18 protein-coding genes and 1 tRNA gene are annotated in these 23,132 nt (G+C 58.8%); 15 read left to right on the top strand and 4 right to left on the bottom strand.

Annotated features, from left to right (window positions below):
- Positions 1–73: 73 nt before the first annotated feature.
- From DYI20_RS09675 to ygfZ, 4 genes are all read left to right on the top strand, one after another.
- Positions 74–982: a hypothetical protein gene (locus tag DYI20_RS09675; protein WP_158524709.1), complete on the top strand. Its 909-nt coding sequence runs from the start codon at positions 74–76 to the stop codon at positions 980–982.
- An 18-nt stretch (positions 983–1,000) separates the two neighbouring features.
- A complete protein-coding gene (locus tag DYI20_RS09670; protein WP_110097949.1) occupies positions 1,001–1,366 on the top strand; it encodes a hypothetical protein in 366 nt (121 codons plus the stop codon).
- Between the two features lie 261 nt (positions 1,367–1,627).
- A complete protein-coding gene (locus tag DYI20_RS09665) occupies positions 1,628–2,293 on the top strand; it encodes a nitrobindin family protein (RefSeq protein ID WP_110097948.1) in 666 nt (221 codons plus the stop codon).
- 13 nt (positions 2,294–2,306) lie between these two features.
- A complete protein-coding gene (ygfZ, locus tag DYI20_RS09660) occupies positions 2,307–3,581 on the top strand; it encodes a CAF17-like 4Fe-4S cluster assembly/insertion protein YgfZ (protein WP_122549407.1) in 1,275 nt (424 codons plus the stop codon).
- A 48-nt stretch (positions 3,582–3,629) separates the two neighbouring features.
- On the opposite strand, the gene DYI20_RS09655 is transcribed toward ygfZ, so the two are convergent.
- The 3 genes from DYI20_RS09655 to DYI20_RS09645 all read right to left on the bottom strand — a co-directional run bounded on the left by DYI20_RS09655 (position 3,630) and on the right by DYI20_RS09645 (position 6,769).
- Complete coding sequence (locus DYI20_RS09655; RefSeq protein WP_122549393.1) at positions 3,630–4,397, bottom strand: GNAT family N-acetyltransferase; 768 nt, start codon at positions 4,395–4,397, stop codon at positions 3,630–3,632.
- A gap of 7 nt (positions 4,398–4,404) precedes the next feature.
- Complete coding sequence (locus DYI20_RS09650; protein WP_110100644.1) at positions 4,405–5,436, bottom strand: 6-phosphofructokinase; 1,032 nt, start codon at positions 5,434–5,436, stop codon at positions 4,405–4,407.
- Positions 5,437–5,566: 130 nt separating this feature from the next.
- The gene (locus DYI20_RS09645; protein WP_110100766.1) at positions 5,567–6,769 is read right to left on the bottom strand and encodes a pyridoxal phosphate-dependent aminotransferase; all 1,203 of its coding nucleotides are present in this window, start codon (positions 6,767–6,769) and stop codon (positions 5,567–5,569) included.
- A 297-nt stretch (positions 6,770–7,066) separates the two neighbouring features.
- Between DYI20_RS09645 and DYI20_RS09640 the strand changes: the two genes are divergently transcribed.
- From DYI20_RS09640 to DYI20_RS09585, 11 genes are all read left to right on the top strand, one after another.
- Positions 7,067–7,139: transfer RNA gene (locus DYI20_RS09640), tRNA-Trp, on the top strand.
- Between the two features lie 51 nt (positions 7,140–7,190).
- Positions 7,191–7,472 carry a preprotein translocase subunit SecE gene (secE, locus tag DYI20_RS09635; RefSeq protein WP_110097944.1) on the top strand — a complete coding sequence of 94 codons (282 nt, stop codon included), beginning with the start codon at positions 7,191–7,193 and terminating at the stop codon, positions 7,470–7,472.
- A 65-nt stretch (positions 7,473–7,537) separates the two neighbouring features.
- A complete protein-coding gene (nusG, locus tag DYI20_RS09630; RefSeq protein ID WP_110100643.1) occupies positions 7,538–8,404 on the top strand; it encodes a transcription termination/antitermination protein NusG in 867 nt (288 codons plus the stop codon).
- 122 nt (positions 8,405–8,526) lie between these two features.
- The gene (gene rplK / locus DYI20_RS09625; protein ID WP_110100642.1) at positions 8,527–8,958 is read left to right on the top strand and encodes a 50S ribosomal protein L11; all 432 of its coding nucleotides are present in this window, start codon (positions 8,527–8,529) and stop codon (positions 8,956–8,958) included.
- Between the two features lie 110 nt (positions 8,959–9,068).
- On the top strand, positions 9,069–9,776 hold the full coding sequence (gene rplA / locus DYI20_RS09620) for a 50S ribosomal protein L1 (protein ID WP_110100641.1): 708 nt from the start codon (positions 9,069–9,071) through the stop codon (positions 9,774–9,776).
- 253 nt (positions 9,777–10,029) lie between these two features.
- Positions 10,030–11,460 carry an amino acid permease gene (locus tag DYI20_RS09615; RefSeq protein WP_244924679.1) on the top strand — a complete coding sequence of 477 codons (1,431 nt, stop codon included), beginning with the start codon at positions 10,030–10,032 and terminating at the stop codon, positions 11,458–11,460.
- 296 nt (positions 11,461–11,756) lie between these two features.
- Positions 11,757–12,278 (top strand): 50S ribosomal protein L10, encoded by a 522-nt coding sequence (rplJ, locus tag DYI20_RS09610; protein ID WP_110097940.1) that lies wholly within the window; start codon positions 11,757–11,759, stop codon positions 12,276–12,278.
- Between the two features lie 103 nt (positions 12,279–12,381).
- Entirely contained in the window at positions 12,382–12,771 is a 390-nt protein-coding gene (gene rplL, locus DYI20_RS09605; protein WP_110097939.1) for a 50S ribosomal protein L7/L12, read from the top strand.
- Between the two features lie 312 nt (positions 12,772–13,083).
- The gene (gene rpoB, locus DYI20_RS09595; RefSeq protein WP_122549391.1) at positions 13,084–16,599 is read left to right on the top strand and encodes a DNA-directed RNA polymerase subunit beta; all 3,516 of its coding nucleotides are present in this window, start codon (positions 13,084–13,086) and stop codon (positions 16,597–16,599) included.
- A 68-nt stretch (positions 16,600–16,667) separates the two neighbouring features.
- Positions 16,668–20,555: a DNA-directed RNA polymerase subunit beta' gene (locus tag DYI20_RS09590; RefSeq protein WP_110097937.1), complete on the top strand. Its 3,888-nt coding sequence runs from the start codon at positions 16,668–16,670 to the stop codon at positions 20,553–20,555.
- 141 nt (positions 20,556–20,696) lie between these two features.
- The gene (locus tag DYI20_RS09585; RefSeq protein ID WP_122549390.1) at positions 20,697–21,731 is read left to right on the top strand and encodes a hypothetical protein; all 1,035 of its coding nucleotides are present in this window, start codon (positions 20,697–20,699) and stop codon (positions 21,729–21,731) included.
- Between the two features lie 9 nt (positions 21,732–21,740).
- Here the strand turns inward: DYI20_RS09585 and DYI20_RS09580 are convergent, their stop codons facing one another.
- Positions 21,741–22,922 carry a lipid II:glycine glycyltransferase FemX gene (locus tag DYI20_RS09580; protein ID WP_244924678.1) on the bottom strand — a complete coding sequence of 394 codons (1,182 nt, stop codon included), beginning with the start codon at positions 22,920–22,922 and terminating at the stop codon, positions 21,741–21,743.
- Between the last annotated feature and the right edge of the window lie 210 nt (positions 22,923–23,132).

The raw sequence follows: 23,132 nt of genomic DNA, 5'->3' as shown, positions 1-23,132 counted from the left end.
GTCCGCCTGCAGGCCAAAGTTTGCTGAGACACGAAATCCCGGCGAGAGTCCGAGGCCATGACAGAATGAAAACGTGCGTTTAATATATGCGGCTTTAGGAACCTTACTGGCGGGTGCGGGTCTCTCCCTGGCTGTGCTGATGACCAACGACGTGGCGCGCTGGGCTGTGCCCGGGGTTGTCACCGTCCTGGTTATTGTCTTCAGTGTGGGTCTTGCTCGACTCGTCAAGGGACGTTTGACAGTGCTGCTCATCGCCGTGATTGCCGCCGTGGGGATGATCTCCACCTGGTTATTGGCCCTGTTGCCTGAGGACACCCGGTTCAGCGGGAATTATTCCTTCGAGATGGCACGCCCGGATCTTTGGATGGCCCCGGTGGCGATCACCTTATCGCTGGGCCTGATCGCGCTGTTCGTCACCGAATTAATCGCGGGACCGCAAAATGGAAACCGTCCGCCACGTCTGGGACTGGGAATCGTGTCGATCTCCATCATGGCCGCGACCGGACTGTGGTCGCTGATTGCCCGCATGGACGTTGACCGGATCCTGCGCTACGCCGGTTACGGAGCCGAGATCGAGGCCACCCAACAAGTCGGGGGCCTGAACTGGTTGGCTTTCACCGCGCTCATCGGCGTGATGGTGGCCGGTGTGGTCTCGCTGTTTCCCATCCACCGTTTTCTTGCTAGTGCCCTAGGGATCGTGGCAGGTATCGCCACCACCACCGCGTTGCAACTGCCTCACCCGCTGGTACTTTCTGTTCCTACCGTCATTGCCGCCGGGGTCGGAGCCTTGATGGTCGTACTGGTTCACCACATGGTGTATGTGCTGGGTCGGCGCACCACCGCCGAACTCCAGTCCCTGGGCGCACCCCCCATCGAAATCCGCGATGCACCGGTGTCGGCGATCGCAGTGGGCATGGTTCCCGTGCTGGGGCTGGGCATCCTGCAGTATTTCACCGTCTGGGTAGTGCCCGCATTGATCTAAAAGCCTTAGGGTAGTGACATGACTGAATTTTCTCGCGAGCTCTCGGTCGAGCAAGCCCGGCGCCCAGCACACGAATTTTTCACCGTCGCTCTGGAACCAGCCGGTCGCGACCGGGTGGAACGAGTGTTTCGTTTCATCGGCGGAGTCCTCACCGCGGCTTTTTCGGGTCCTGGCGCAGGTTCCGAAGTTATCGGCGACGCGGTGGTGATCCGTGATCGTGAGACCGAAAAGCCCTTACTGAGCCTGGACATCGTCGACACTGGCGGAGACCAAGAGCTGCTGGAAGTTGTCAACGAGGATCTGGAGGCGTTCACCGCCGGAGAATTTGCCGACCAGTGGCTCCACGCCGATCACGAAGGGCGCCACATCCAACGTCGTCACTAAAGCCGGTGGTCGAACACCCGGGCCTCGACCTGTAAGGATCGGTCGCAGCCGGGGCAGTGCAGTAGGATAGGGGCTATGAATCTTCTCGCACTTGAAATTTTCTTCCTTGTGTTGCTGGGCCTGATTGCACTAAGCATGGCCGCCGTCGCCGTGCTGGTGATCGCTGGGCTGTTCAAAGGACAAAAGTAGCCGTCGCAATCTGATCCTGGGTGCTCGCCCCGTGGCCAGGCGCCCAGGTTGATGTAGGAGTACCTCGTTTCTATGGTGATGGAACTGCCGGTAGACCTCGTTCCCGAGCTGGCGCCACTGAGCTGGCTGATCGGTTCCTGGGAGGGGCAGGGCCGACTCGGCCAAGGCACAGAGTCTGACGAGATCTTTTACCAAAGGGTTGATTTCACCGAGTACGGGTTGCCCTTCCTGGAATATCGTGCCGAGTCCTGGCTGTGTGAAGCCGACGCCACCTTGATTCGCCCGTTGACGATCGAAACCGGCTTCTGGTCTCTGGCGCGCGAACGCCACGACGCCGATGTGGGTCCCGGGATGAAACCCGCCGATGTGGTGCCGGCTTACCGGTCGGCCGATGATGTGGAATCCCTGCGGTTCTCGGAGGACGAATTCCCTATCACGGCTACCATCACGCACCCGGGATCACTCAGCGAGCTGTATTACGGCGTGGTGCGTGGTCCGCAGATTAGCCTGCGCGCCGAGACCGTGATGCGCGGGGAGCTGACGGGCCAGTACCACAGCGCCGAACGCATCCTGGGACTCGTTAACGGCCAGCTGTTCTGGCGCTGGGATGTGAAAGAGACCGCATCGTCCCCGGCGCAACCGCACGCCTCGGCCAGCCTGGACCGCATGAAGAGTCTCACCGATGGCCGGCTTGCTCCCGGCACCGTCCATACCCCGGGAAAACACGATCTATCTTGAGCTCATCTCACCGATGCTGACTGAACCCGATACGACACGCACTGTTCCCGATCCGTCACCGCTGTTGTTACCACCCACGGCAGTGCCCGGCGCCGTGGCCGCTGGCGGGGTGGATGAGCCCGTTGCTGCTCACTACGGCCATCCCATTGCCGAACAACGTGCGCTGGACCGGGGACGGGCCCTGGTGGATCTCTGTCACCGTGGCGTGGTGACCATCAGCGGAGCTGACCGGTTGCAATTATTGCACGTGCTCAGCTCCCAGGATCTGGCGACCCTGCCGCCGGGAACCTCCACTGAGACCTTATTCCTGGACCTGCACGGGCGCTTGGACTTCCAGGTACACCTGGTTGACGACGGCGAGACGACCTGGATGACCGTAGAACCTGGGCTGGGTGCCTCGCTGGCCGGATGGCTGGAGGCGATGAAGTTTGCCTCCCGGGTAGAGATTGCCGACCGTAGTGACGACCTGGCTGTCGTGGCAACGACCGCCCCTGTGCCCGGATGGGACGCGACCCCGTGCTGGCAGGATCCCTGGCCACACATCGGTCCGGGCGGATACGCCTATACCCCGGACGTCGACCCTGATGACCACCCGGGGGTGGACTGGTCCTGGTACGAATACCTAGTGGACCGGTCCGCGCTGGGCGGCTCGAACCGTGATGAGCAGTTGTTGCCTGACGGCTACCGTTGGGCGGGCATGATGAGTGCTGAAGCACTACGCGTCGCCGCGGGACGACCTCGTCAATTGGTTGATACCGACGAGCGTTCTATTCCCCATGAGCTAGACTTGCTCCGCACCGCGGTGCACCTGAATAAAGGTTGCTATAAGGGGCAGGAAACCGTGGCCCGCGTCCATAATCTCGGCCACCCGCCCCGCAGACTGGTGCAACTTCTTCTCGACGGCTCGGTTCACGGGCTACCCGAACCCGGCGCGGATGTCATTTTGCGCCCCGAGGGTGGCGAAACCGGTGCCGACCGCGCCAGGCTCGACAAAGCTCGCGCGCTGGGGCGGGTCACCTCCGTGGGCCATCACCACGAAATGGGACCCATCGCCTTGGCAGTCATCAAACGGGCGGTGGACCCTAAGGCAGAGTTGCTCATCCGGGAACAGCTCCCCGCAGATCACGCCGACGACCACGCCCCGAACGGTGCCGAGGATGCACCCGACTACACCTATATGGCAGCGACGCAACAAGTCCTGGTGGCCACAGATGCCGGCAATACCGTGGGGCGACCCACCGGTTTGATGAATCTACGACGTCAACGCCCCGGCACCTCACGCTCGTAGCGCCCATCCAGGGCTTTAGGGTGTTCTGTTGCTCCAGCCTCCCACTGGCTATCCGGCGTGGGATTCGGTTGCCTCAAATTTAAGGGTGGTCTGGGAACCACTGAGTTGGAAGCCCATGGCATCAGCCATCCGTTGGGCCGCGCGGTGGCCCATGGCAGCCCGCCACTGGGGGATCAGGCCCGCCATGAAGGCCTCTTCGGCGGCGACGGCGACGGCGTAGGTGCCTAAGCCGTGGCCCCGGAAATCCGGGTCAACCAACACCGTGAGATCCGCGATTAGCGACGCCCATTCCTCGTAACCGGAACCGGCGACCACCTGCAGATTTCCGGGGTCTTGGTCGGAGACCACCGCAAAGGTTTGCGCGGTTTGCGACAGCGCGGCTGCCCCCACATCGTCGGAAGGACACCTGGCTTCTAACTCAGTGATAAATTCGCGGTCCTCACTGATCGCTACCGCATCCGACCCGCTGATCTCGGGGAGGTCCTCGGCATAGTACAGCGTGGTTTCCCCCAGCGAGCGTGCCCCGTGCGAGGCGCCGAGACGAATGAGTGTGGATTCCAGGGCGAGAATTTCGTCATCAATCTCATTGGCGGCTTGTAGAAACCAGGACGGACCGTAGATGAACGTGATGTTGTAAATCCGAATCACGCTGGCGATCTTCGAATCGGCGTGGTCGGAGAGCACGGGAAAACGGTGGGGTCCGGAGCCGGGCTGGTCCGCGACGGTTAGCACCTCCTGGGGGTCCGCCCCCATGGAAGTGGCCCAGGCTAACAGGATCACACGTTTGTGCTGATCCGAGGGATCGGTCGGGTGCATGCGTGGATTATCGACCAAAAAGAACCTTCGCCTCGTCGTAGCGTTGCTGGGGGACTTCTTTCAAACCGGCCAGAGCTTGGTCCAAGTCAACGTCGACGATCTCAGTACCGGCCAAAGACACCATGCGACCGTAGTGTCCGCGATGGATCAGATCGATGGCGGCCATGCCGAATCGGGTTGAGAGCACCCGATCATATCCGGTGGGTGCCCCGCCACGTTGAATGTGTCCCAAAACGGTGTTGCGGGTCTCGATGCCGGTTAGATCCTCGATCTGGTGGGTGACCCACTCTCCAATTCCACCCAGTCGCGGGCGGCCGGATGCTTCCACCCCGGCCTCTGCCACTGGATCGGTGTGGCCTTCAGGGATGAACCCCTCAGCCACGACAACAAGTGGCGACCGACCGCGTTCGTGCACCTGTGTGACCCATTCGCTGACCTGCTCCATCGGGGTTGGGAATTCTGGGATTAAGATTGCGTGGGCGCCGGCGGAGAGGCCTGAGTGCAATGCGATCCAGCCAACGTGACGTCCCATCACCTCAGCGACCATGCACCGGTGGTGCGACTCACCGGTGGTGCGTAACCGGTCCATCGCATCGGTAGCAATCGACAGTGCCGTGTCGAACCCGAATGTGTAGTCGGTGCCACGCAGGTCGTTATCGATGGTTTTCGGCACTCCTACCAGGTTGATCCCGTCCTGGTAGAGTCGTTGCGCCCCGGCGAGGGTGCCTTCTCCGCCGATGACAATCAGCGCGCCGAGTCCCATGTCTTCCATATTGCGCTTGATATTCTCCGGCCCACCGCCTTCAGCATTATACGGGTGGGTGCGGGAGGTACCAAGAATCGTGCCTCCGGTGCGTGCCAAGCCCCGAACCACCTGGCGGGGGAGCTCGAAATAGTCTTTGTCAATAAGTCCGGCCCAGCCGTTGCGAATTCCCACTAGCTCGTCGTCGAAAGACTTGATGCCGTGCAACACCGCTGACCGGATCACGGCGTTGAGCCCGGGACAATCTCCGCCAGAGGTTAAGATTCCGATGCGCACCAGGGGTATCCTTTCGTCAAAACAGTCAAGAAAACCGCTCAGAAATCCCGGGTACAACCCTGATGGGTTATCCCAGACACTTTCCAGGCTAGTGGTTTTTCTCCGGTGCGACTATCGGTCGTGGGCGGTCTTAGGAGAACAAACGCAGAAGGCGAGAGGTGCCTTCTTCGAGGTCCTCGTCCGACAGTGCATAAGACAGTCGCAAAAACCCGGAGGGACCGAACGCTTCACCGGGAACCACCGCGACCTCGGCCTCCTCAAGGATGATGGTGGCCAAATCCTGTGACGTTTCGGCGACACGGCCGTTGATCTTCCGGCCCAGTGCGTCGCGGACATCGACGTAGACGTAGAACGCGCCACGCGGTGTCGGGCAGGAGAATCCGGGCACCTCGTTGAGCATCTGTACGATCTTTTGTCGACGACGATCGAAGGCCTGGCGCATCTCTTCGACGGCCTCCAATGAACCATTCAATGCGGCAATGGCAGCCCGCTGAGAAACATTAGCGACGTTCGAGGTGGCATGAGATTGCAGGTTGGTGGCTGCCTTGATGACGTCGACCGGGCCCAGCATCCAACCAACACGCCACCCGGTCATCGCGTAGGTTTTGGCCACACCATTGAGGATGATGGCCTGGTCCTTGAGCTCGGGGACGACCGAAACTATGGACTGTGCTTCGGCCCCATCGTAGAGCAGGTGCTCGTAGATCTCGTCGGTAACCACCCACAAACCGTGTTCCAGGGCCCACTCGCCAATGGCACGGGTCTGTTCGCGCGAGTACACGGCTCCGGTGGGGTTCGACGGTGAGACGAAGAGCACCACTTTGGTTTGTTCGGTGCGAGCAGCCTCGAGCTGGTCGACGGTGACCAAGTAATCGGCCTCCGGGCCGGCAAACACATCGACAGGGACTCCACCGGCCAACTTGATTGATTCGGGATAGGTCGTCCAATAAGGTGCAGGCACCAGCACCTCATCGGCTGGGTCCAGCAGAGCAGCGAAGGTGTTGTACACCGCTTGCTTAGCCCCATTGGTGACCAACACCTCCTGCGACTGGTAGCTCAGCTTCGAATCACGTTGTGTCTTGTTAATAATGGCTTCTTTGAGCTCGGGCAACCCACCGGCAGGGGAGTAGCGATGGTTGACCGGATCGGTGGTAGCTTCCTCCGCGGCGCGAACGATGTAGTCAGGAGTGGGAAAATCTGGTTCTCCAGCGCCAAATCCAATCACCTCGCGACCAGCGGCCTTGAGCTCTTTGGCTTTCGCGGTCACCGCCAGAGTGGCGGACTCGGTGATGGCATTTAACCGAGCGGAAACGCGGCGGGCGGGTTCAACCATGATGGTAGGTCCCTTCGACATATTGTTCTGCCTTCACACGCTGAGTGACACCGGCTACCGTCGGCGAGGCAGGCGAGGATACTCGTACCCGTTTTCTTCTGAGCCATCACCGACCGAGGGCGGGGACACCAGCCACTCTTTACAATACTTGAAACCGTCTGACAGATACCGGGGCGATAGGCGACTTCGTGCAACTTCCGTGTTCAATTTGGTGATGAGCGGACAACATCGTAGACTAGTCATTCGGTGTCCACTCACCATTTGTTGTGGTGCGTGAAATCCCCCCCCCGAACACCGAGGGCAGTGGCGCAATTGGTAGCGCAACGGTCTCCAAAACCGTAGGTTGCAGGTTCGAGTCCTGTCTGCCCTGCGCAGTAAGTTGCCGGAATATCCGCCAGCGTACAGCAGATCACCCTTATTGATGACCGAGCGAGGATCCGTGGCCGAACAATCAACGCACGAAACTCAGGACGGTGGCCAGAGCCGCTCCGAACGGCGTGGTTTCTTCAGCCGCATCATGTTGTTTCTGCGTCAGGTCGTTGATGAGATCCGTAAGGTCGTCACCCCGACCCGCGAAGAACTGCTGAAAATGACCGGCGTTGTTCTGGTCTTCGTGATCATCGTGATCGCCGTGGTATTTGTGTTGGACTGGCTCTTTGGGCAGGGAGCGTCGTTCCTCTTCGGCGGTCAAGAAACTGTCTAAGAGCCTCAGGCCGGCAACTGTCACGGCCATCAGACCAGCAAGTTACCGAGGAAAGCAGGAATCACGTGTCCGAGCAAGAACGCGAGCAACAGTCCATCGATGAGTCGGTTGTGGCCTCCGATGACACCGTTGCAGACCAGGATGCCGTGGCAAACCCTGAGGGCAACGACGTCGCTGAGGCCCAAGCGTCTGCAGAATCCACTCCTGAAGAATCTGGCGACACTGACGCCGTAACAAGCGCAGAGGAAGCTGACCAGGCTCACGAGGCCGAGACCGACAGCGATGATGATGGCGAAACCGATCTGGAGAAGATCGGCGAAGAACTACGCGCGAAGCTTCGTCGCCAGCCTGGTGAGTGGTACGTGGTGCACACCTACGCCGGCTACGAACGTCGTGTCAAGACCAACCTGGAAACGCGCATTCAGACCATGGACGCTGACGAGATCTATGAGATCGAAGTTCCCATGGAAGAAGCTGTGGAGATTAAGAACTCCAACCGCAAGGTCGTCAACCGTGTTCGGATTCCCGGCTACGCGCTGGTGCGTATGGACTTTACTGAAGAAAACTGGGGCGTGGTGCGCCACACCCCTGGCGTGACCGGATTTGTCGGCGCCGACGCCTACGAGCCCGAGCCGCTGAGCCTAGACGAGGTCTACGACATGTTGGCCCCTTCGATTCTGCAGGAAGCCGCGAAGAAGGCCCAGGACGAAGGCAAACCTGCACCCAAGGAAGCCGTGCAAGAAGTGGCTCCGGAAGTCACCGTCGACTTCGAAGTCGGCGAATCCGTTACCGTCAAGGAAGGGCCGTTCGAGTCGTTGCCGGCTACCATATCGGAAGTCAAAGTTGACTCCCAGCAGCTGGTGGTGCTGGTATCCATCTTCGAACGCGAGACGCCGGTGACCCTGTCCTTCAGTGAAGTGACCAAAGTGTAGAAAAGACTTCGTGGTCCCGGTTGCTTTGGCCGGGCGCCACGACCTCGATCACCGCGCCACGGTGATCACCCCTTCGATCACGCTCCTGTGATCGAAGAACGACGATAGAAAAGGACCCGAATATGGCCCCCAAGAAAAAGGTCGCTGGTCTGATCAAGTTGCAGATTGAAGCTGGTGCTGCTAATCCGGCACCTCCGGTTGGTCCGGCGCTTGGTCAGCATGGTGTGAACATCATGGAGTTCTGCAAGGCCTACAACGCCGCCACAGAGTCCCAGCGTGGAAACATCATCCCGGTGGAAATCACCGTTTACGAAGACCGTTCCTTCGATTTCATTACCAAGACCCCTCCGGCGGCGCAGCTGATCAAAAAGGCAGCCGGTGTGAACAAGGGATCTTCGACTCCGCACACCGATAAGGTCGGTAAGGTCACCAAGGATCAGCTGGCTGAGATTGCTCAGACCAAGATGGCTGACCTGAACGCTGACGACATTGAAGCCGCTACCAAGATCATCGCCGGCACTGCACGGTCGATGGGTATCACTGTCGAAGACTAACCAGGTCCATACGGATCATCGTTGTTGCCCGTCAACAACACCCAAAACATTTCAGTGGCATGGGTCGAGCGCGGCCCGTTACACCACGACTGCATAAGGAGATTTAGCAGATGGCAAAGCGCAGCAAAGCATACCAGGCAGCCGCGGCCAAAATTGAAGACCGTCAGTACAGCCCCTTTGAAGCAATCAAGCTTCTGAAGGACATTACCCCCGCTGAGAAAAACGCCACCGTGGATGTGGCGATGCGTCTGTCAGTGGATCCCCGCAAGGCTGACCAAATGGTTCGCGGTACCGTGAACCTTCCCAACGGTACCGGTAAGACCGCGACCGTTGTCGTCTTCGCCACCGGTGACAACGCCGCCGCTGCCGAAGCAGCCGGTGCCGACTACGTCGGTTCCGATGATCTGGTCGAAAAAATCCAGGGCGGTTGGACTGATTTTGACGCCGCCGTGGCCTCCCCGGACATGATGGGTAAGGTCGGTCGCCTCGGTAAGATCCTGGGTCCCCGTAACCTGATGCCGAACCCCAAGACCGGAACCGTGACCCCGAACGTTGCCAAAGCGGTTGAAGATATTAAGGGCGGTAAGATCGACTTCCGCGTCGACCGTCATTCCAACCTGCACTTCATCATCGGTAAGACCAGCTTCGATGCTGAGAAGCTGGCTCAGAACTACGCCGCGGCACTGGAGGAGGTTATCCGGCTCAAGCCCTCTTCCGCTAAGGGACGCTACATTTCCAGCGTTACCGTGGCATCGACGCAGAGCCCCGGCATCTCCGTGGATCCTAACGTCACTCGGGTTGTTACTGAACAGGCCTAAAGCCCTCCGGTAGCCCGTTAGCTGTGGCCTTCACCGGTTGTCTCGGTGAAGGCCACAGTAGTTTTCAGAGTCTCCCACTCCCACAACAGGCCCCCAGAGAGCCACATCGTTGTTAACACGCCTGACATTTTGCGTTCACAACACCACGGAGCGAGGGTACTCTGATCTGCAGAGCCGATGACCTAGACCTTTGCGAGGTCCGTCTACGCTTTGTCGCCCTGTATCCACCTCACGACAGAAAAGAAGCACCGCTGTGGCATACGATGTCGCTCAACACGACCAGCGTCTGAAACGAGACTTGAAGAATCGGCACATTCAGATGATTGCTCTGGGCGGCGCTATTGGTACGGGGCTGTTCTATGGTTCTGCCGATTCCATCAGTCTGGCCGGGCCCGCCATTCTCATCGCCTATCTCATCGGTGGCCTCATCATCTTCTGGGTGGTGCGTGCTTTGGGGGAGATGTCCGTCCACGAGCCCGTGGCCGGAGCATTTACCCACTATGCCCACAAATATTGGAGTCGGCGGGCTGGCTTCGTCTCCGGGTGGAACTACTGGTTCAACTACATTGCGGTAGCCATGGTCGAGCTGGCGGTGGTCGGATCCTTCGTCAACTACTGGCTCCCCGAGGTACCACCCTGGGTCTCAGCAGCCTTCTTTTTAGTGCTGATCACCTTCATCAACCTGGTCGGTGTCAAAACCTTCGGCGAATTCGAATTCTGGTTCGCCGTGGTGAAAGTTGTGGCAGTCATCGCCATGATTGTGCTTGGCACCGTGGTGGTTATCCTGGGCGTCAATTCCAATCCCGAACTGCCAGACCCCAGCTTTAGCCACTTGTGGGACCACGGCGGATTTATGCCCATGGGACTGACCGGCATCATCGCCGCCATGGCCGTCGTGATGTTTTCCTTCGGCGGCACCGAACTGGTGGCGGTGGCTGCCGGGGAAGCTGACCGTCCGCAGCAATCCATCCCCCGAGCCATCAACCAAGTCATTCTGCGCATCCTGCTGTTCTATATCTTGGCTCTGGCTGTCATCATGTCCGTGGTGCCCTGGCACCAGATCGACGGGCATTCCAGTCCTTTCGTGCAAATTTTTGATGCCGTCGGCATTACCGGAGCTGCCCACATCCTGAACTTGGTCATGCTCACCGCGGTCATTTCCGTTTATAACTCCGGACTTTTTTCCAACGCTCGGATGCTGTACTCGCTGGCACTGCAAGGAAACGCTCCCTCGTTTCTCACCAAGGTCTCCGGACGTGGCGTGCCGTACTGGGGTGTGCTCGTCTCCTCGGCGGTGACCGTCATCGCCGTGGTGGTGGTGATGCTCTGGCCCGATTTCGCCTTTCGATACCTGATGTCCGTGGCGTTGGCGGCTGCGCTGATCAACTGGACTATGGTCATGATCACCCACCGCAAATTCCGTGCCCAGCTCAGCCAAGAGGAACGCGAAAAGCTTCACTTCAAACTTCCCGCAGCCTCGGTGGTGTTTTGGATTGTGTTGGTGTTTTTCGCCCTCCTGGTCGTGATCATGGGATGGTCGCAACAGTACCGTACCGCGGTCTTTGTCGGACCACTGTGGCTCGTGCTGTTGCTCGTCGCCTATGAGATCAAAACTCGCCGGAGGTCTCAGCGACCGGGCCAACCCCAGCAACACTCTCAGCCCGCTAGCAAACACGTCCGCTGATGATCTCGCTCTCATTCCAAGCGTGGATTTGGTGTTGCGGGAATCGGTAGGGTAGCTTATTAACCACCAAAGACCGCCGGTCGTTAATTCTGGTGCCCATCTGACAACATGAGCGCCGCGACGGAATGACTATAAAGCTTTTGACACAAAAGCGACCAGCGCAGGTGTGAACGTCAAGCCAGTTGAAGACTGCTGATCACAATCTTCAGTATTGCTGCGCCCTGTGCACGCCTGCACGGGGCGTTTTTTTGTGTCGAAGCCGTTAGGTACCGGCTGAAGCAATCGGAAGGAGTGCCATGGCGACTGCTGAAAAAGAGGCCGCAGTGGCTGAGTTGGTGGAGCGTTTCCGCAACTCGGATGCTGCTGTGCTCACAGAGTACCGTGGTCTGACCGTGGAGCAGCTCAGGACCTTGCGCCGCTCTCTCGGTGAGAACACCCACTACGCCGTGGTGAAGAATACGCTTGCTGACATTGCTGCCAAAGAAGCCGGAGTAGATGCCTTCGAGGGACTACTCAACGGTCCGACTGCTATCGCTTTCATCGAAGGTGAGCCGGTTGAAGCAGCAAAGGCTATGCGTGACTTTGCCAAGGACAATGAGGCCCTGGTCATCAAGGGCGGCTACATGGAAGGTGCCGCACTCGATGTTGAGGGTGTTAAGAAGCTTGCGGATCTGGAATCTCGCGAGGTGTTGCTGTCGAAGCTGGCAGGAGCAATGAAGGGTGGTATGTCCAAGGCCGCCGCGCTGTTCCAGTCCCCGCTGTCGAAGGCCGTGCGTACGACCGAGGCACTGCGTGCCAAGCAGGAAGACGCCGCCTAACCCCATCGTCGAGGCGATGGACTACGTGGTCAACTGATCACACCAAAAACTTCACATCTGAGTTCTTGAACCTGAGAACCCACTACGTAAAGGAGCCACACTCATGGCTAAGCTATCCACTGAAGAACTGCTGGACACTTTCAAAGAGCTGACCCTGGTCGAACTGTCTGACTTCATCAAGGCATTCGAGGAAGAATTCGACGTGACCGCTGCTGCTCCGGTTGCCGCTGCTGCTGCTCCGGCTGCTGGTGACGACGGTGACGGTGACGCTGCTGACGAGCAGTCCGAGTTCGACGTTATCCTGGAAGCTGCTGGCGACAAGAAGATCGGCGTGATTAAGGAAGTTCGCGCACTGACCTCGCTGGGTCTGAAGGACGCCAAGGAACTGGTCGATGGTGCTCCGAAGCCCGTGCTGGAAGGCGTGGACAAGGAAGCTGCCGAGAAGGCTAAGGAGCAGCTGGAAGGTGCTGGCGCTACCGTCACCCTGAAGTAATGCCAGTGGCATCAGCTGCTTAGCATCGACTGAACTGCTTGTGGCCCCGCACCATGGATGGCGTGGGGCCACAAGTGTCTCAGCAGGGGCTTGGGGTCAGGATAGAAATGTGATAAGCTGTTCTTTTGCGTATCCCTATCTTCCATGTGTCGTGCCATGAGCCCCTTCTGGCACGCCACGATAAATATACGGTATACGGTCTTGACCTTCATATAGCGGTGGGTCGGCCAACCTCGCGTGTCGCACCGGATGCGACACGGTGTGTAGGGAAGTCAGAACTGTACACAGAAGGTCTGTGAAAGGATCACTCTTTTGGTCGCTTCGAGCACCTCAAATAATTCAGCCGCTACCAATCCTCGCCACGCCGCCTCTGCAGGCCGAGTTTCTTTCGCGAAGATTGCCGAACCTCTGGACGTGCCCGACCTGTTAGCACTCCAGACCGAATCTTTCGACCGCTTGGTCGGTAACGAACGGTGGAAACAGCGTGTTGCGCATGCCCAGGAAATCGGTGATGATTCGGTAGCTACCACATCCGGGCTCTCCGATATTTTCGAGGAAATCTCACCCATTGAGGATTTCCAGGGAACGATGTCGCTGTCGTTCACTGATCCGGAATTCTCTGACCCTAAGGTCACCGAAAATGAAGCGAAGGAGAAAGACTCCTCTTACGCTGCTCCGCTGTACGTCAAGGCGGAGTTTATGAACTACAACACCGGTGAAATTAAGCAACAGACGGTGTTCATGGGTGACTTCCCGTTGATGACTGAAGAAGGCACCTTCATCATCAACGGCACTGAACGTGTTGTGGTTTCCCAGCTGGTGCGTTCCCCGGGTGCCTATTTCGAACGCCACCCTGACAAGACCACCGATAAGGACGTCTACTCGGCCCGGATTATCCCGTCCCGTGGTGCCTGGTTTGAGCTGGAGATTGACCGTCGCGACCAGGTCTCGGTGCGCCTGGATCGTAAGCGCAAGCAACCGGTGACTGTGTTGCTCAAGGCCCTGGGCTGGTCGGAGTCCCGGATTCTCGAAGAATTCGGTCAATATGACTCCATGCGGTTGACCCTGGAAAAGGACCAAACCGAAGACCAGAAGGCAGCCCTGCTGGACATTTACCGCAAGTTGCGTCCAGGTGAACCGGCAGCTGTGGATCCAGCCCAAACTCTGCTGGCTAACCTGTACTTCACTGAGAAACGCTACGATCTGGCTAAAGTGGGTCGGTATAAGCTCAACCGCAAGCTCGGCGTCGACGCTCCGTTGTCCGACCCCGCATCGAGCGTGTTGACGGAGCAGGATGTGGCGCAGATGATTCACTTCATCTGTGCTCTGCACGCCGGCGAGAAGACCATCAAGGGTCAACACAACGGCGAAGAGGTCGATATTCGCGTCGAGATGGACGATATCGACCACTTCGGTAACCGTCGCATTCGCGCCGTCGGCGAGTTGATTGAAAACCAGATCCGCACCGGTCTGGCTCGTATGGAGCGCGTGGTGCGCGAGCGGATGACCACCCAGGACGCTGAGGCTATTACCCCTCAGACTTTGATTAACATCCGTCCGGTGGTTGCTTCCATCAAGGAGTTCTTCGGAACCTCCCAGCTTTCGCAGTTCATGGACCAGAACAACCCACTGGCCGGTCTGACCCACAAGCGGCGTCTCTCCGCCCTGGGACCGGGTGGTCTGTCTCGTGATCGCGCGGGGATGGAAGTCCGCGACGTCCACCCCTCGCACTACGGTCGTATGTGCCCGATTGAGACCCCAGAAGGTCCCAACATTGGGCTGATTGGTTCGTTGGCAACCTTCGGTCGGATCAACGCCTTCGGTTTCATTGAGACTCCGTACCGCAAGGTCATTGACGGTAAGGTCACTGACCGTGTTGAGTACCTCACCGCTGATGACGAGCTGGACGCCCAGATTGCCCAGGCTAACGCGGTGCTGAACGAGGATAGCTCTTTCGCTGAAGAACAGGTCTTGTGTCGTCAGCGCGGTGGTGACGGTGAACCGGTACTGGCTGAACCGTCCGATATTGACTACATGGACGTCTCCCCACGTCAGATGGTCTCGGCAGCCACCGCCCTGATCCCGTTCTTGGAGCACGACGATGCTAACCGCGCGCTGATGGGTGCGAACATGCAGCGTCAGGCGGTGCCACTGTTGAAGTCTGAAGCGCCGTTGGTGGGTACGGGTATGGAGAAGTACGTCGCGCTGGACGCTGGCGACTCCGTGACCGCCACCAAACCCGGTGTTGTCACCGAGGCTTCCGCCGACATGGTGACCGTGATGAACGACGATGGCACTACCACCCATTACAAGATCCAGAAGTTCGCTCGCTCCAACCAGGGCAACGCCTACAACCAGCAGGTGCGCGTGGCCGAAGGTGATCGGGTGGAGACTATGTCGGTCATCGCTGATGGGCCCGCCACCGATAACGGTGAGCTGGCCCTGGGGAAGAACCTGCTCGTGGCATTCATGCCGTGGGAAGGCCTCAACTACGAGGATGCGATCATCCTCTCCCAGCGCATGGTTTCCGATGACGTGCTGACCTCGATCCACATTGAGGAGTACGAAATCGATGCCCGTGACACCAAGCTGGGCGCTGAAGAGATCACCCGCGACATCCCCAACGTCTCCGAGGAAGTGCTGTCACAGCTTGACGAGCGTGGCATCATCCACATCGGTGCCGAGGTCGAGGCCGGGGACATCCTGGTCGGTCGCGTCACTCCGAAGGGTGAAACCGAGCTGACCCCCGAAGAGCGCCTGTTGCGCGCCATCTTCGGCGAGAAGTCCAAGGAAGTTCGTGACACCTCTAAGAAGGTTCCGCACGGTGAATCCGGAACCGTGATCGGTATCCGCATCCTGGACCGCGAAGACGACGATGATCTGCCGGTTGGTGTCAACCAGCTGGTCCGTGTCTACGTGGCTCAGAAGCGTAAGATCACCGACGGTGACAAGATGGCTGGTCGTCATGGTAACAAGGGTGTGATCTCCAAGATTCTTCCCGTGGAAGATATGCCGTTCTTGGCCGACGGTACTCCGGTCGATATCATTCTGAACCCGCTAGGTGTTCCGGGTCGTATGAACCTCGGCCAGGTGATGGAACTACACCTGGGCTGGATTGCGGCCAACGGCTGGAAGATCGAAGGCGAGCCCGAGTGGTTGCGCAACCTGCCCAACCTGCCACGTGAGACCGGACCACTGAACGTGGCTACCCCGGTCTTCGACGGTGCTGAAGCCGAAGAGATTCAGGGACTGCTACAGTCGGTGAATCCTTCACGCGACGGTGAACGCCTGATGGGTGAAAACGGCAAGGCGCAGCTGTTCGATGGTCGTTCCGGTGAACCCTTCCCGGACCCCATCTCGGTCGGCTATATGTACATGCTGAAGTTGCACCACCTGGTGGACGACAAGATTCACGCCCGGTCCACGGGCCCGTACTCGATGATTACCCAGCAACCGCTGGGCGGTAAGGCGCAGTTCGGTGGTCAGCGCTTCGGTGAAATGGAAGTGTGGGCGCTGGAGGCCTACGGTGCTGCCTACACGCTGCAGGAGTTGCTCACCCACAAGTCCGATGACGTGCACGGTCGTGTGAAGGTCTACGAGGCCATCGTCAAGGGTGAAAACATTCCAGAGCCCGGCGTTCCGGAATCGTTCCGTGTGCTGGTCAAGGAAATGCAGTCACTGTGCCTGAACGTTGAGGTCTTGTCCTCTGAAGGCCAGGCCATTGAAATGCGGGACTCGGATGAGGAGTCATTCCGGGCCGCTGAAGAACTCGGTATCGATCTCTCCCACGCAGAGCCCGACTCTGTGGATACCATCGGGGAAGTCTAAACCGTCTGATCCAGCACGCCCGCCAGAAAGCTTTCATCCCCTTTTAGACATCAGGAGTTCTACGGACCATGTCCACTGAAAACTCATTCGGCCTCATGCGCATTGGGCTAGCCACTGCGGATCAGATTCGCAATTGGTCCTATGGTGAGGTCAAGAAACCCGAAACCATCAACTACCGCACCCTCAAGCCCGAAAAAGATGGTCTGTTCTGTGAGCGCATCTTCGGACCGACCCGCGACTGGGAGTGCTACTGCGGTAAGTACAAGCGCGTGCGCTATAAGGGCATCATCTGCGAGCGCTGTGGTGTGGAAGTCACCCGCTCCAAGGTCCGCCGTGAGCGCATGGGCCACATCGAGCTGGCCGCACCGGTGACCCACATCTGGTATTTCAAGGGTGTGCCCTCCCGCCTGGGCTACCTGTTGGATTTGGCACCGAAGGACTTGGAGAAGGTCATCTACTTCGCTGCCTACATGATCACCGATGTTGACGAAGAACTTCGTCACCAGGATCTGCCTAATCTGCAGGTGGAACACGACCAAGAGGTCAAGCACCTGGCTGACCAGCGCGATGCCGACATCGCCGCAGTGGCCAAGGATCTCGAGGATGAGCTGGCCCAGCTGGAATCCGAGGGTGCCAAGTCCTCAGCTACCACCAAGGCACGCAACACTGCTGAGAAGACCATGGCTCAGATCCGTAAGCGCGCCGACGACGAGATCAAGAAGCTTGAAGAGCTCTGGGAGACCTTCAAGAACCTCAAGGTCTCGGACTTGATCGGTAACGAGTCGATGTTCCGCTCCATGCGTGACAAGTACGGCGAGTACTTCGAAGGTTCCATGGGTGCTGAATCGATTCAGCGTCGTTTGGAGAACTTCGACCTACAGGCAGAAGCCGAAAAATTGCGCGAAACCATTCAGAACGGTAAGGGCCAGCGCAAGACTCGTGCCCTGAAGCGTCTAAAGGTCATCAACGCCTTCTTGACCACCAATAACTCCCCGCAGGGTATGGTGCTGGACGCGGTGGCCGTGATTCCGCCTGAGTTGCGCCCGATGGTCCAGCTCGATGGTGGTCGTTTTGCCACCTCGGACCTCAACGACCTCTACCGTCGTGTGATCAACCGCAATAACCGTCTGAAGCGTCTGCTGGATCTGGGTGCTCCCGAGATCATCGTGAACAATGAAAAGCGGATGCTACAGGAGTCCGTGGACTCGCTGTTCGACAACGGGCGTCGTGGTCGTCCGGTGACCGGACCAGGTAACCGTGCGCTGAAGTCGCTATCGGACATGCTCAAGGGTAAGCAGGGTCGTTTCCGTCAGAACCTGTTGGGCAAGCGTGTTGATTACTCCGGCCGTTCGGTGATTGTGGTGGGCCCGCAGTTGCGCCTGCACCAGTGTGGTCTGCCCAAGCAGATGGCTTTGGAGCTGTTCAAGCCCTTCGTCATGAAGCGGCTGGTGGACCTCAACCACGCGCAGAACATCAAATCCGCCAAGCGCATGGTAGAGCGCACCCGCCCTCAAGTATGGGACGTGCTGGAAGAAGTCATTACCGAACACCCGGTACTGCTCAACCGTGCACCGACTCTGCACCGTCTGGGTATTCAGGCCTTCGAGCCGCAGCTGGTGGAAGGTAAGGCCATTCAGTTGCACCCGCTGGTCTGTGCTGCGTTCAACGCAGACTTCGATGGTGACCAGATGGCCGTGCACCTGCCGCTGAGCCCTGAGGCTCAGGCCGAGGCTCGGGTGCTGATGCTCTCCAGCCACAACATCCTCAAGCCCTCGGACGGCCGCGCGGTTGCTGTTCCGTCGCAGGATATGATTATCGGCCTGAACCACTTGACCACCGTGCGTGAGGACGAGGTCGGCGCCGGCCGTCACTTCACCCACGTGGGTGAAGCCACCATGGCCTTCGACAACAACGAACTGCACCTCAATGCACCGGTGACCATCACTGTGCAGAACTTCGTGCCATCCGAGGCGGTATCAGCTCCGGAAGGCTGGGAACCCGGTCAGCCGGCAACCATCGAAACTACGCTGGGTAAGGTCGTGTTCAACGACCTGCTGCCGGATGACTACCCCTGGGTTGATGAGCGTCAAACCAAGGGTACCCTGGGCGCACTGGTTAATGATTTGGCTGAGCGCTACTCGCTGATCGACACCGCTACCACCCTGGACAACCTGAAGAACGCTGGTTTCCACTGGGGTACCTGGTCCGGTGTGACTGTGGCAATTTCCGACATCACCTCGGACTTCGACAAGGTTGCGGTGATGGCCAAGTACGAAGACCAGGCCAGCAAGGTCCAGGGCCAGTACGACACCGGTCTGATTTCTGACGACGAGCGCCGCAGTGAACTCAACGACATCTGGTCGCGGGCAACCGACGAGGTCGCCGAGGCCATGCGCGCTGGTATGGGTCCACTGAACACCATTAACCGCATGGTGACCTCGGGAGCGCGTGGTAACTGGCTACAGGTTCGTCAGATCGCTGGTATCCGTGGTCTGGTGACCAACCCGAAGGGTGAGATTATCCCGCGTCCGATTAAGTCCTCCTACCGTGAGGGTCTGTCGGTGCTGGAATACTTCTCCGCAACCCACGGTGCTCGTAAGGGTCTGGCCGATACCGCGTTGAAGACCGCAAACTCCGGTTACCTCACTCGTCGTCTGGTCGACGTCTCCCAGGACGTCATCATTCGCGAGCACGACTGTGGTACCCGCCGTGGTCTGACCGAAACCATCGCTACCGCCAACGCGGACGGCGAGTTGGTCTTGGATGAGAACGTGGAGACCTCGTGCTTCGCACGCACCCTGGCCACCGACGTCACCACAGACGACGGCACCGTGCTGGCTGAGGCCGGCTCGGACGTCGGCGACGTGCTGATCGGGAAGCTGATCAGCAACGGCATCACCGAGATCAAGGTCCGCTCCGTGCTGACCTGTGAATCCCAGGTGGGCACCTGTGCGAAGTGCTACGGTCGCTCGATGGCAACCGGCCAGCTGGTCGATATTGGTGAAGCTGTCGGTATTATCGCTGCGCAGTCCATTGGTGAGCCCGGTACCCAGCTGACCATGCGGACCTTCCACACCGGTGGTGTGGCATCGGCTGACGATATTACCCAGGGTCTGCCCCGTATTCAGGAGCTCTTCGAGGCCCGTACCCCGAAGGGTGTGGCCCCGATTTCCGAGGTGGCCGGTCGCGTTCGGATCGAAGACGACGACCGTCAGATCCAGCTGATCCTCACCCCGGACGATGGCTCCGACGAAATCGCCTACCCGGTGTTGCGTCGCTCCCGCCTGCTGGTGGAAGACGGCGAGCACGTCGCTGTTGGTACCCAGCTGGTCTCCGGTGCGGTTGACCCCAAGCAGGTGCTGCGTGTGCTCGGACCGCGGGCCGCTCAGAAGTTCCTGGTCAAGGAAGTTCAGAACGTGTACCAGTCCCAGGGCGTGGGCATCCACGACAAGCACGTGGAAGTCATTGTTCGCCAGATGCTACGTCGCATTACCGTGATCGAGTCCGGCGACACCGACTTGTTGCCCGGCGAACTCACCGACCGCACCGAGTTCGTCAACGCCAACCGCGCTGCCGTGGCCCAGGGTCAACGTCCGGCCTCAGGCCGTGACGAGCTGATGGGTATCACCAAGGCGTCGCTGGCTACTGACTCGTGGCTGTCGGCTGCATCCTTCCAGGAGACCACCCGCGTTCTAACACAGGCCGCTATGGAGGGTAAGACCGATCCGTTGCTGGGTCTGAAGGAGAACGTGATCATCGGTAAGCTGATCCCGGCCGGTACCGGCTTGGACCGGTACTCCAACGTGGTCGTGGAACCCACCGAGGAAGCCAAGAACAAGTTATTCACCTCTCCGATTGCTTACCCGGACTTCGATTACCCGGGTATGGAGCAGATCGGTGGCGACTACCACGCGATTAGCTTGGATGACTACGGTCTGGGTGGCGATTTCCGCTAACCGATGCGAAGTCCTTCATACCGATGGCGCCGACTCCCCGGGGAGTCGGCGCCATCGGCGTTTAAAAGCGCGTTGACGAGATGAGTTGATGGAAGAAGCGAGGCCCTGAATGATCGTTGAACCTTCCTGTAGACTTCAGTTATGGCGTTAACTGGATCTCATCACGAACACTCACTCACCACATCACTGACCAGGTACTTTGTTGGCTTCGCTCTCCTGTCGCTGATCCTAACCGGCTGTGGTGGGTCGGAAGTGCCGGAGGCAACTGATGCTTCCTCGACTGCGCCAACGGACGCGCCAGAAGCCTCGGAGTCCTCGACTGAAACCGCGGGCACTTCACCGTCGCAGTCGCTGTCGAGTGAAGAGGCTAGTGAGGAATCCTCGAAGGCTCCCGAGCCAGACATTGAGAGTTTGGAGGAGACCGATTTCAGCTCGATCGACTTCCACTTTTCCGGGTATTCCCCTAGTGATCAAACCACGGAGTTATCCCTTCATGAGGGCAGGCTAGAGCTGGACGGTGAGGGAACGCAGCATGTAACACCTGTCTTTGAGCTCGGTGACGTGATTCATCAAGATTTGACCGGGAACGGCATCGTGGACGCAGCCGTTGAGATCAAGCGTTATGAAGGCAACGCCTACGACATCAGGTGGTCCATGTGGATCGCTACAGAGGATGGACCGGAGCAGTCCCCTGTACCTTTCGCACGAAGCGCACATTGTGGAGACGTGGTTGCGGACGTGACCCCGGTAGACGGGGGCTTGGAGGTCCATGAGTTTCTGCGGTATCCAAGCGATGAAGCTCCCTGCTCGGATCCGGGATCGGGGGAGCAAACCCGTGTTGTTCGTGCCGAATATGTGGAAGGACTCCACGAGTGGTGGCCTGTCCGGACTGACCCTTATCCCGCATTTGGTGGAGTCTGTCACGCTCCTCGTGGAGGAGAAGGCTACCCGGTATCAACTCATCAGACCTACGTTGCCCCGGACGACATGAGCGCGCCCCTGTCCGAGCGCGCCCCCACACTGAACGAGTTCCCAGAAGAAACCGGGGAGGTGATGGTGCTGGGTTCCTACGAGCCAAACATACCGCATGACAAGTTATGGCCGGGATGGGTGAGCGTCATCATCAAAGGAGATCAAGGTAACCTCGGTTGCGCCTGGACGCCGGTCGAGGAATAGCGCCACGATCTAACCACGACGGTTCATATAGAAGTTGAACCCGTTGGCTAGCAACTTGTTGAGTGGCAAATCCCATTCACCCATAGTCTGGTGCACATCAGCGCCCATGGTGGTTTTGAACCGGCTCAGACCAGCCAAGGGGTGTTCTTTATCCAAAGTTGGTGAGATCCCGCCGAGATCGTACCAGCGACAGCCCGCCTCCAACGACAGTTTAATCTGTTCCAACTGCAAAGCGCGAGGTGCGTAGCGTTTGGATTCTTCCCGTGACGAGGCGCCATAGACGTACCAACCGGTATCTCGTTGCTGGACGTAAATAGCCGAAGCCAGTAGCTGATCCTCGTATTCTGCCAGTAGCACCTTGAAATCTGCGACCTCAGAGTCTCCCAGCGCCGTGGCCATGCGCTCGAAGTACTCCTGCGGCCTGCCCGAGAATCCATCCCGTTCGGCGGTTTCTTCAAAAAGTTGCTGCCAGCGATCGAGAGCTTCCGCTCCCGTAGCGGTGATTTTCAGCTCCGAGCGCGTGGATTTACGGGTCTGTCGACGCGAAGTGCTGTCCATTCGTGACAGGACCTGCTCGACCGCTTCCTGAAAACCTTCAGATTCTCGGTCGTTACGCTCTGCTTCTGACAGCTCAGGCAACGGTATCCGAGCCTGGAACTGGGCCTGGCCGGCCTGGAAATCCGCGGTAATCTTCGGGCGGGACCAGCCCTGGTCGTCGAGCAATCGGGTCATCTCCACGACCTGATCGTTCTCGGACTCGGCATCCAGCTCTGTGACAAGAGTTTCGTCGCCTTTGGATAGTGTCGAACGAACGGTATGTGCACTCCACGACCGTTCCGAGAACGGCAATCCCATCCGAATGAGGAACGCGCCTTGAGAACGCAGGTAGGGGACCAGCAGTTCCAGAATGTCCCCGAGGGCAACGGTGTCAACAGAGAATACCGGACCATCGGCGAGATAAGCCAACGACTTTGTGCGGAGTAACGGCGCTGGAATACCCCGATACAGCACGAGGGAGGCGGCCACAAGTTCGTCACCGCGGTACCAGCCTAGTGACTGTCCTCTCCACCCTGTCTTCACCTGGGGCCAGCGCGGGTTTTGCAGAAAAGACGCGCTTGGTTGGGAGGCTAGGAACTGTTCGTGCGTGGAGGTTGAGATGTCAGTAATCCGGAGGTCCTGTCGTGAAGTCACATCGCTAACCTACCGTATCGATCTGAACAAGTGGCTCCTCGGATCGCTCCACTCAAGGAATCAAGTCCGATCGGCTGGGGGAGCGGGGTGCCTCATGTCAAGATCCCCGCGAAAGGTAGGCCGTGCCTCAGACAAATAATCCCCGGATGTTCGATTAGCTGGCGCGGCGGTGGATCTTGATGCCAGCAGGGTGTGGTGGCCGATCAGCGG

The sequence above is a fragment of the Auritidibacter ignavus genome (genome assembly GCF_003703835.1).
GTDB lineage: Bacteria > Actinomycetota > Actinomycetes > Actinomycetales > Micrococcaceae > Auritidibacter > Auritidibacter ignavus.
This window is presented reverse-complemented; position numbering and strand designations above follow the sequence as displayed.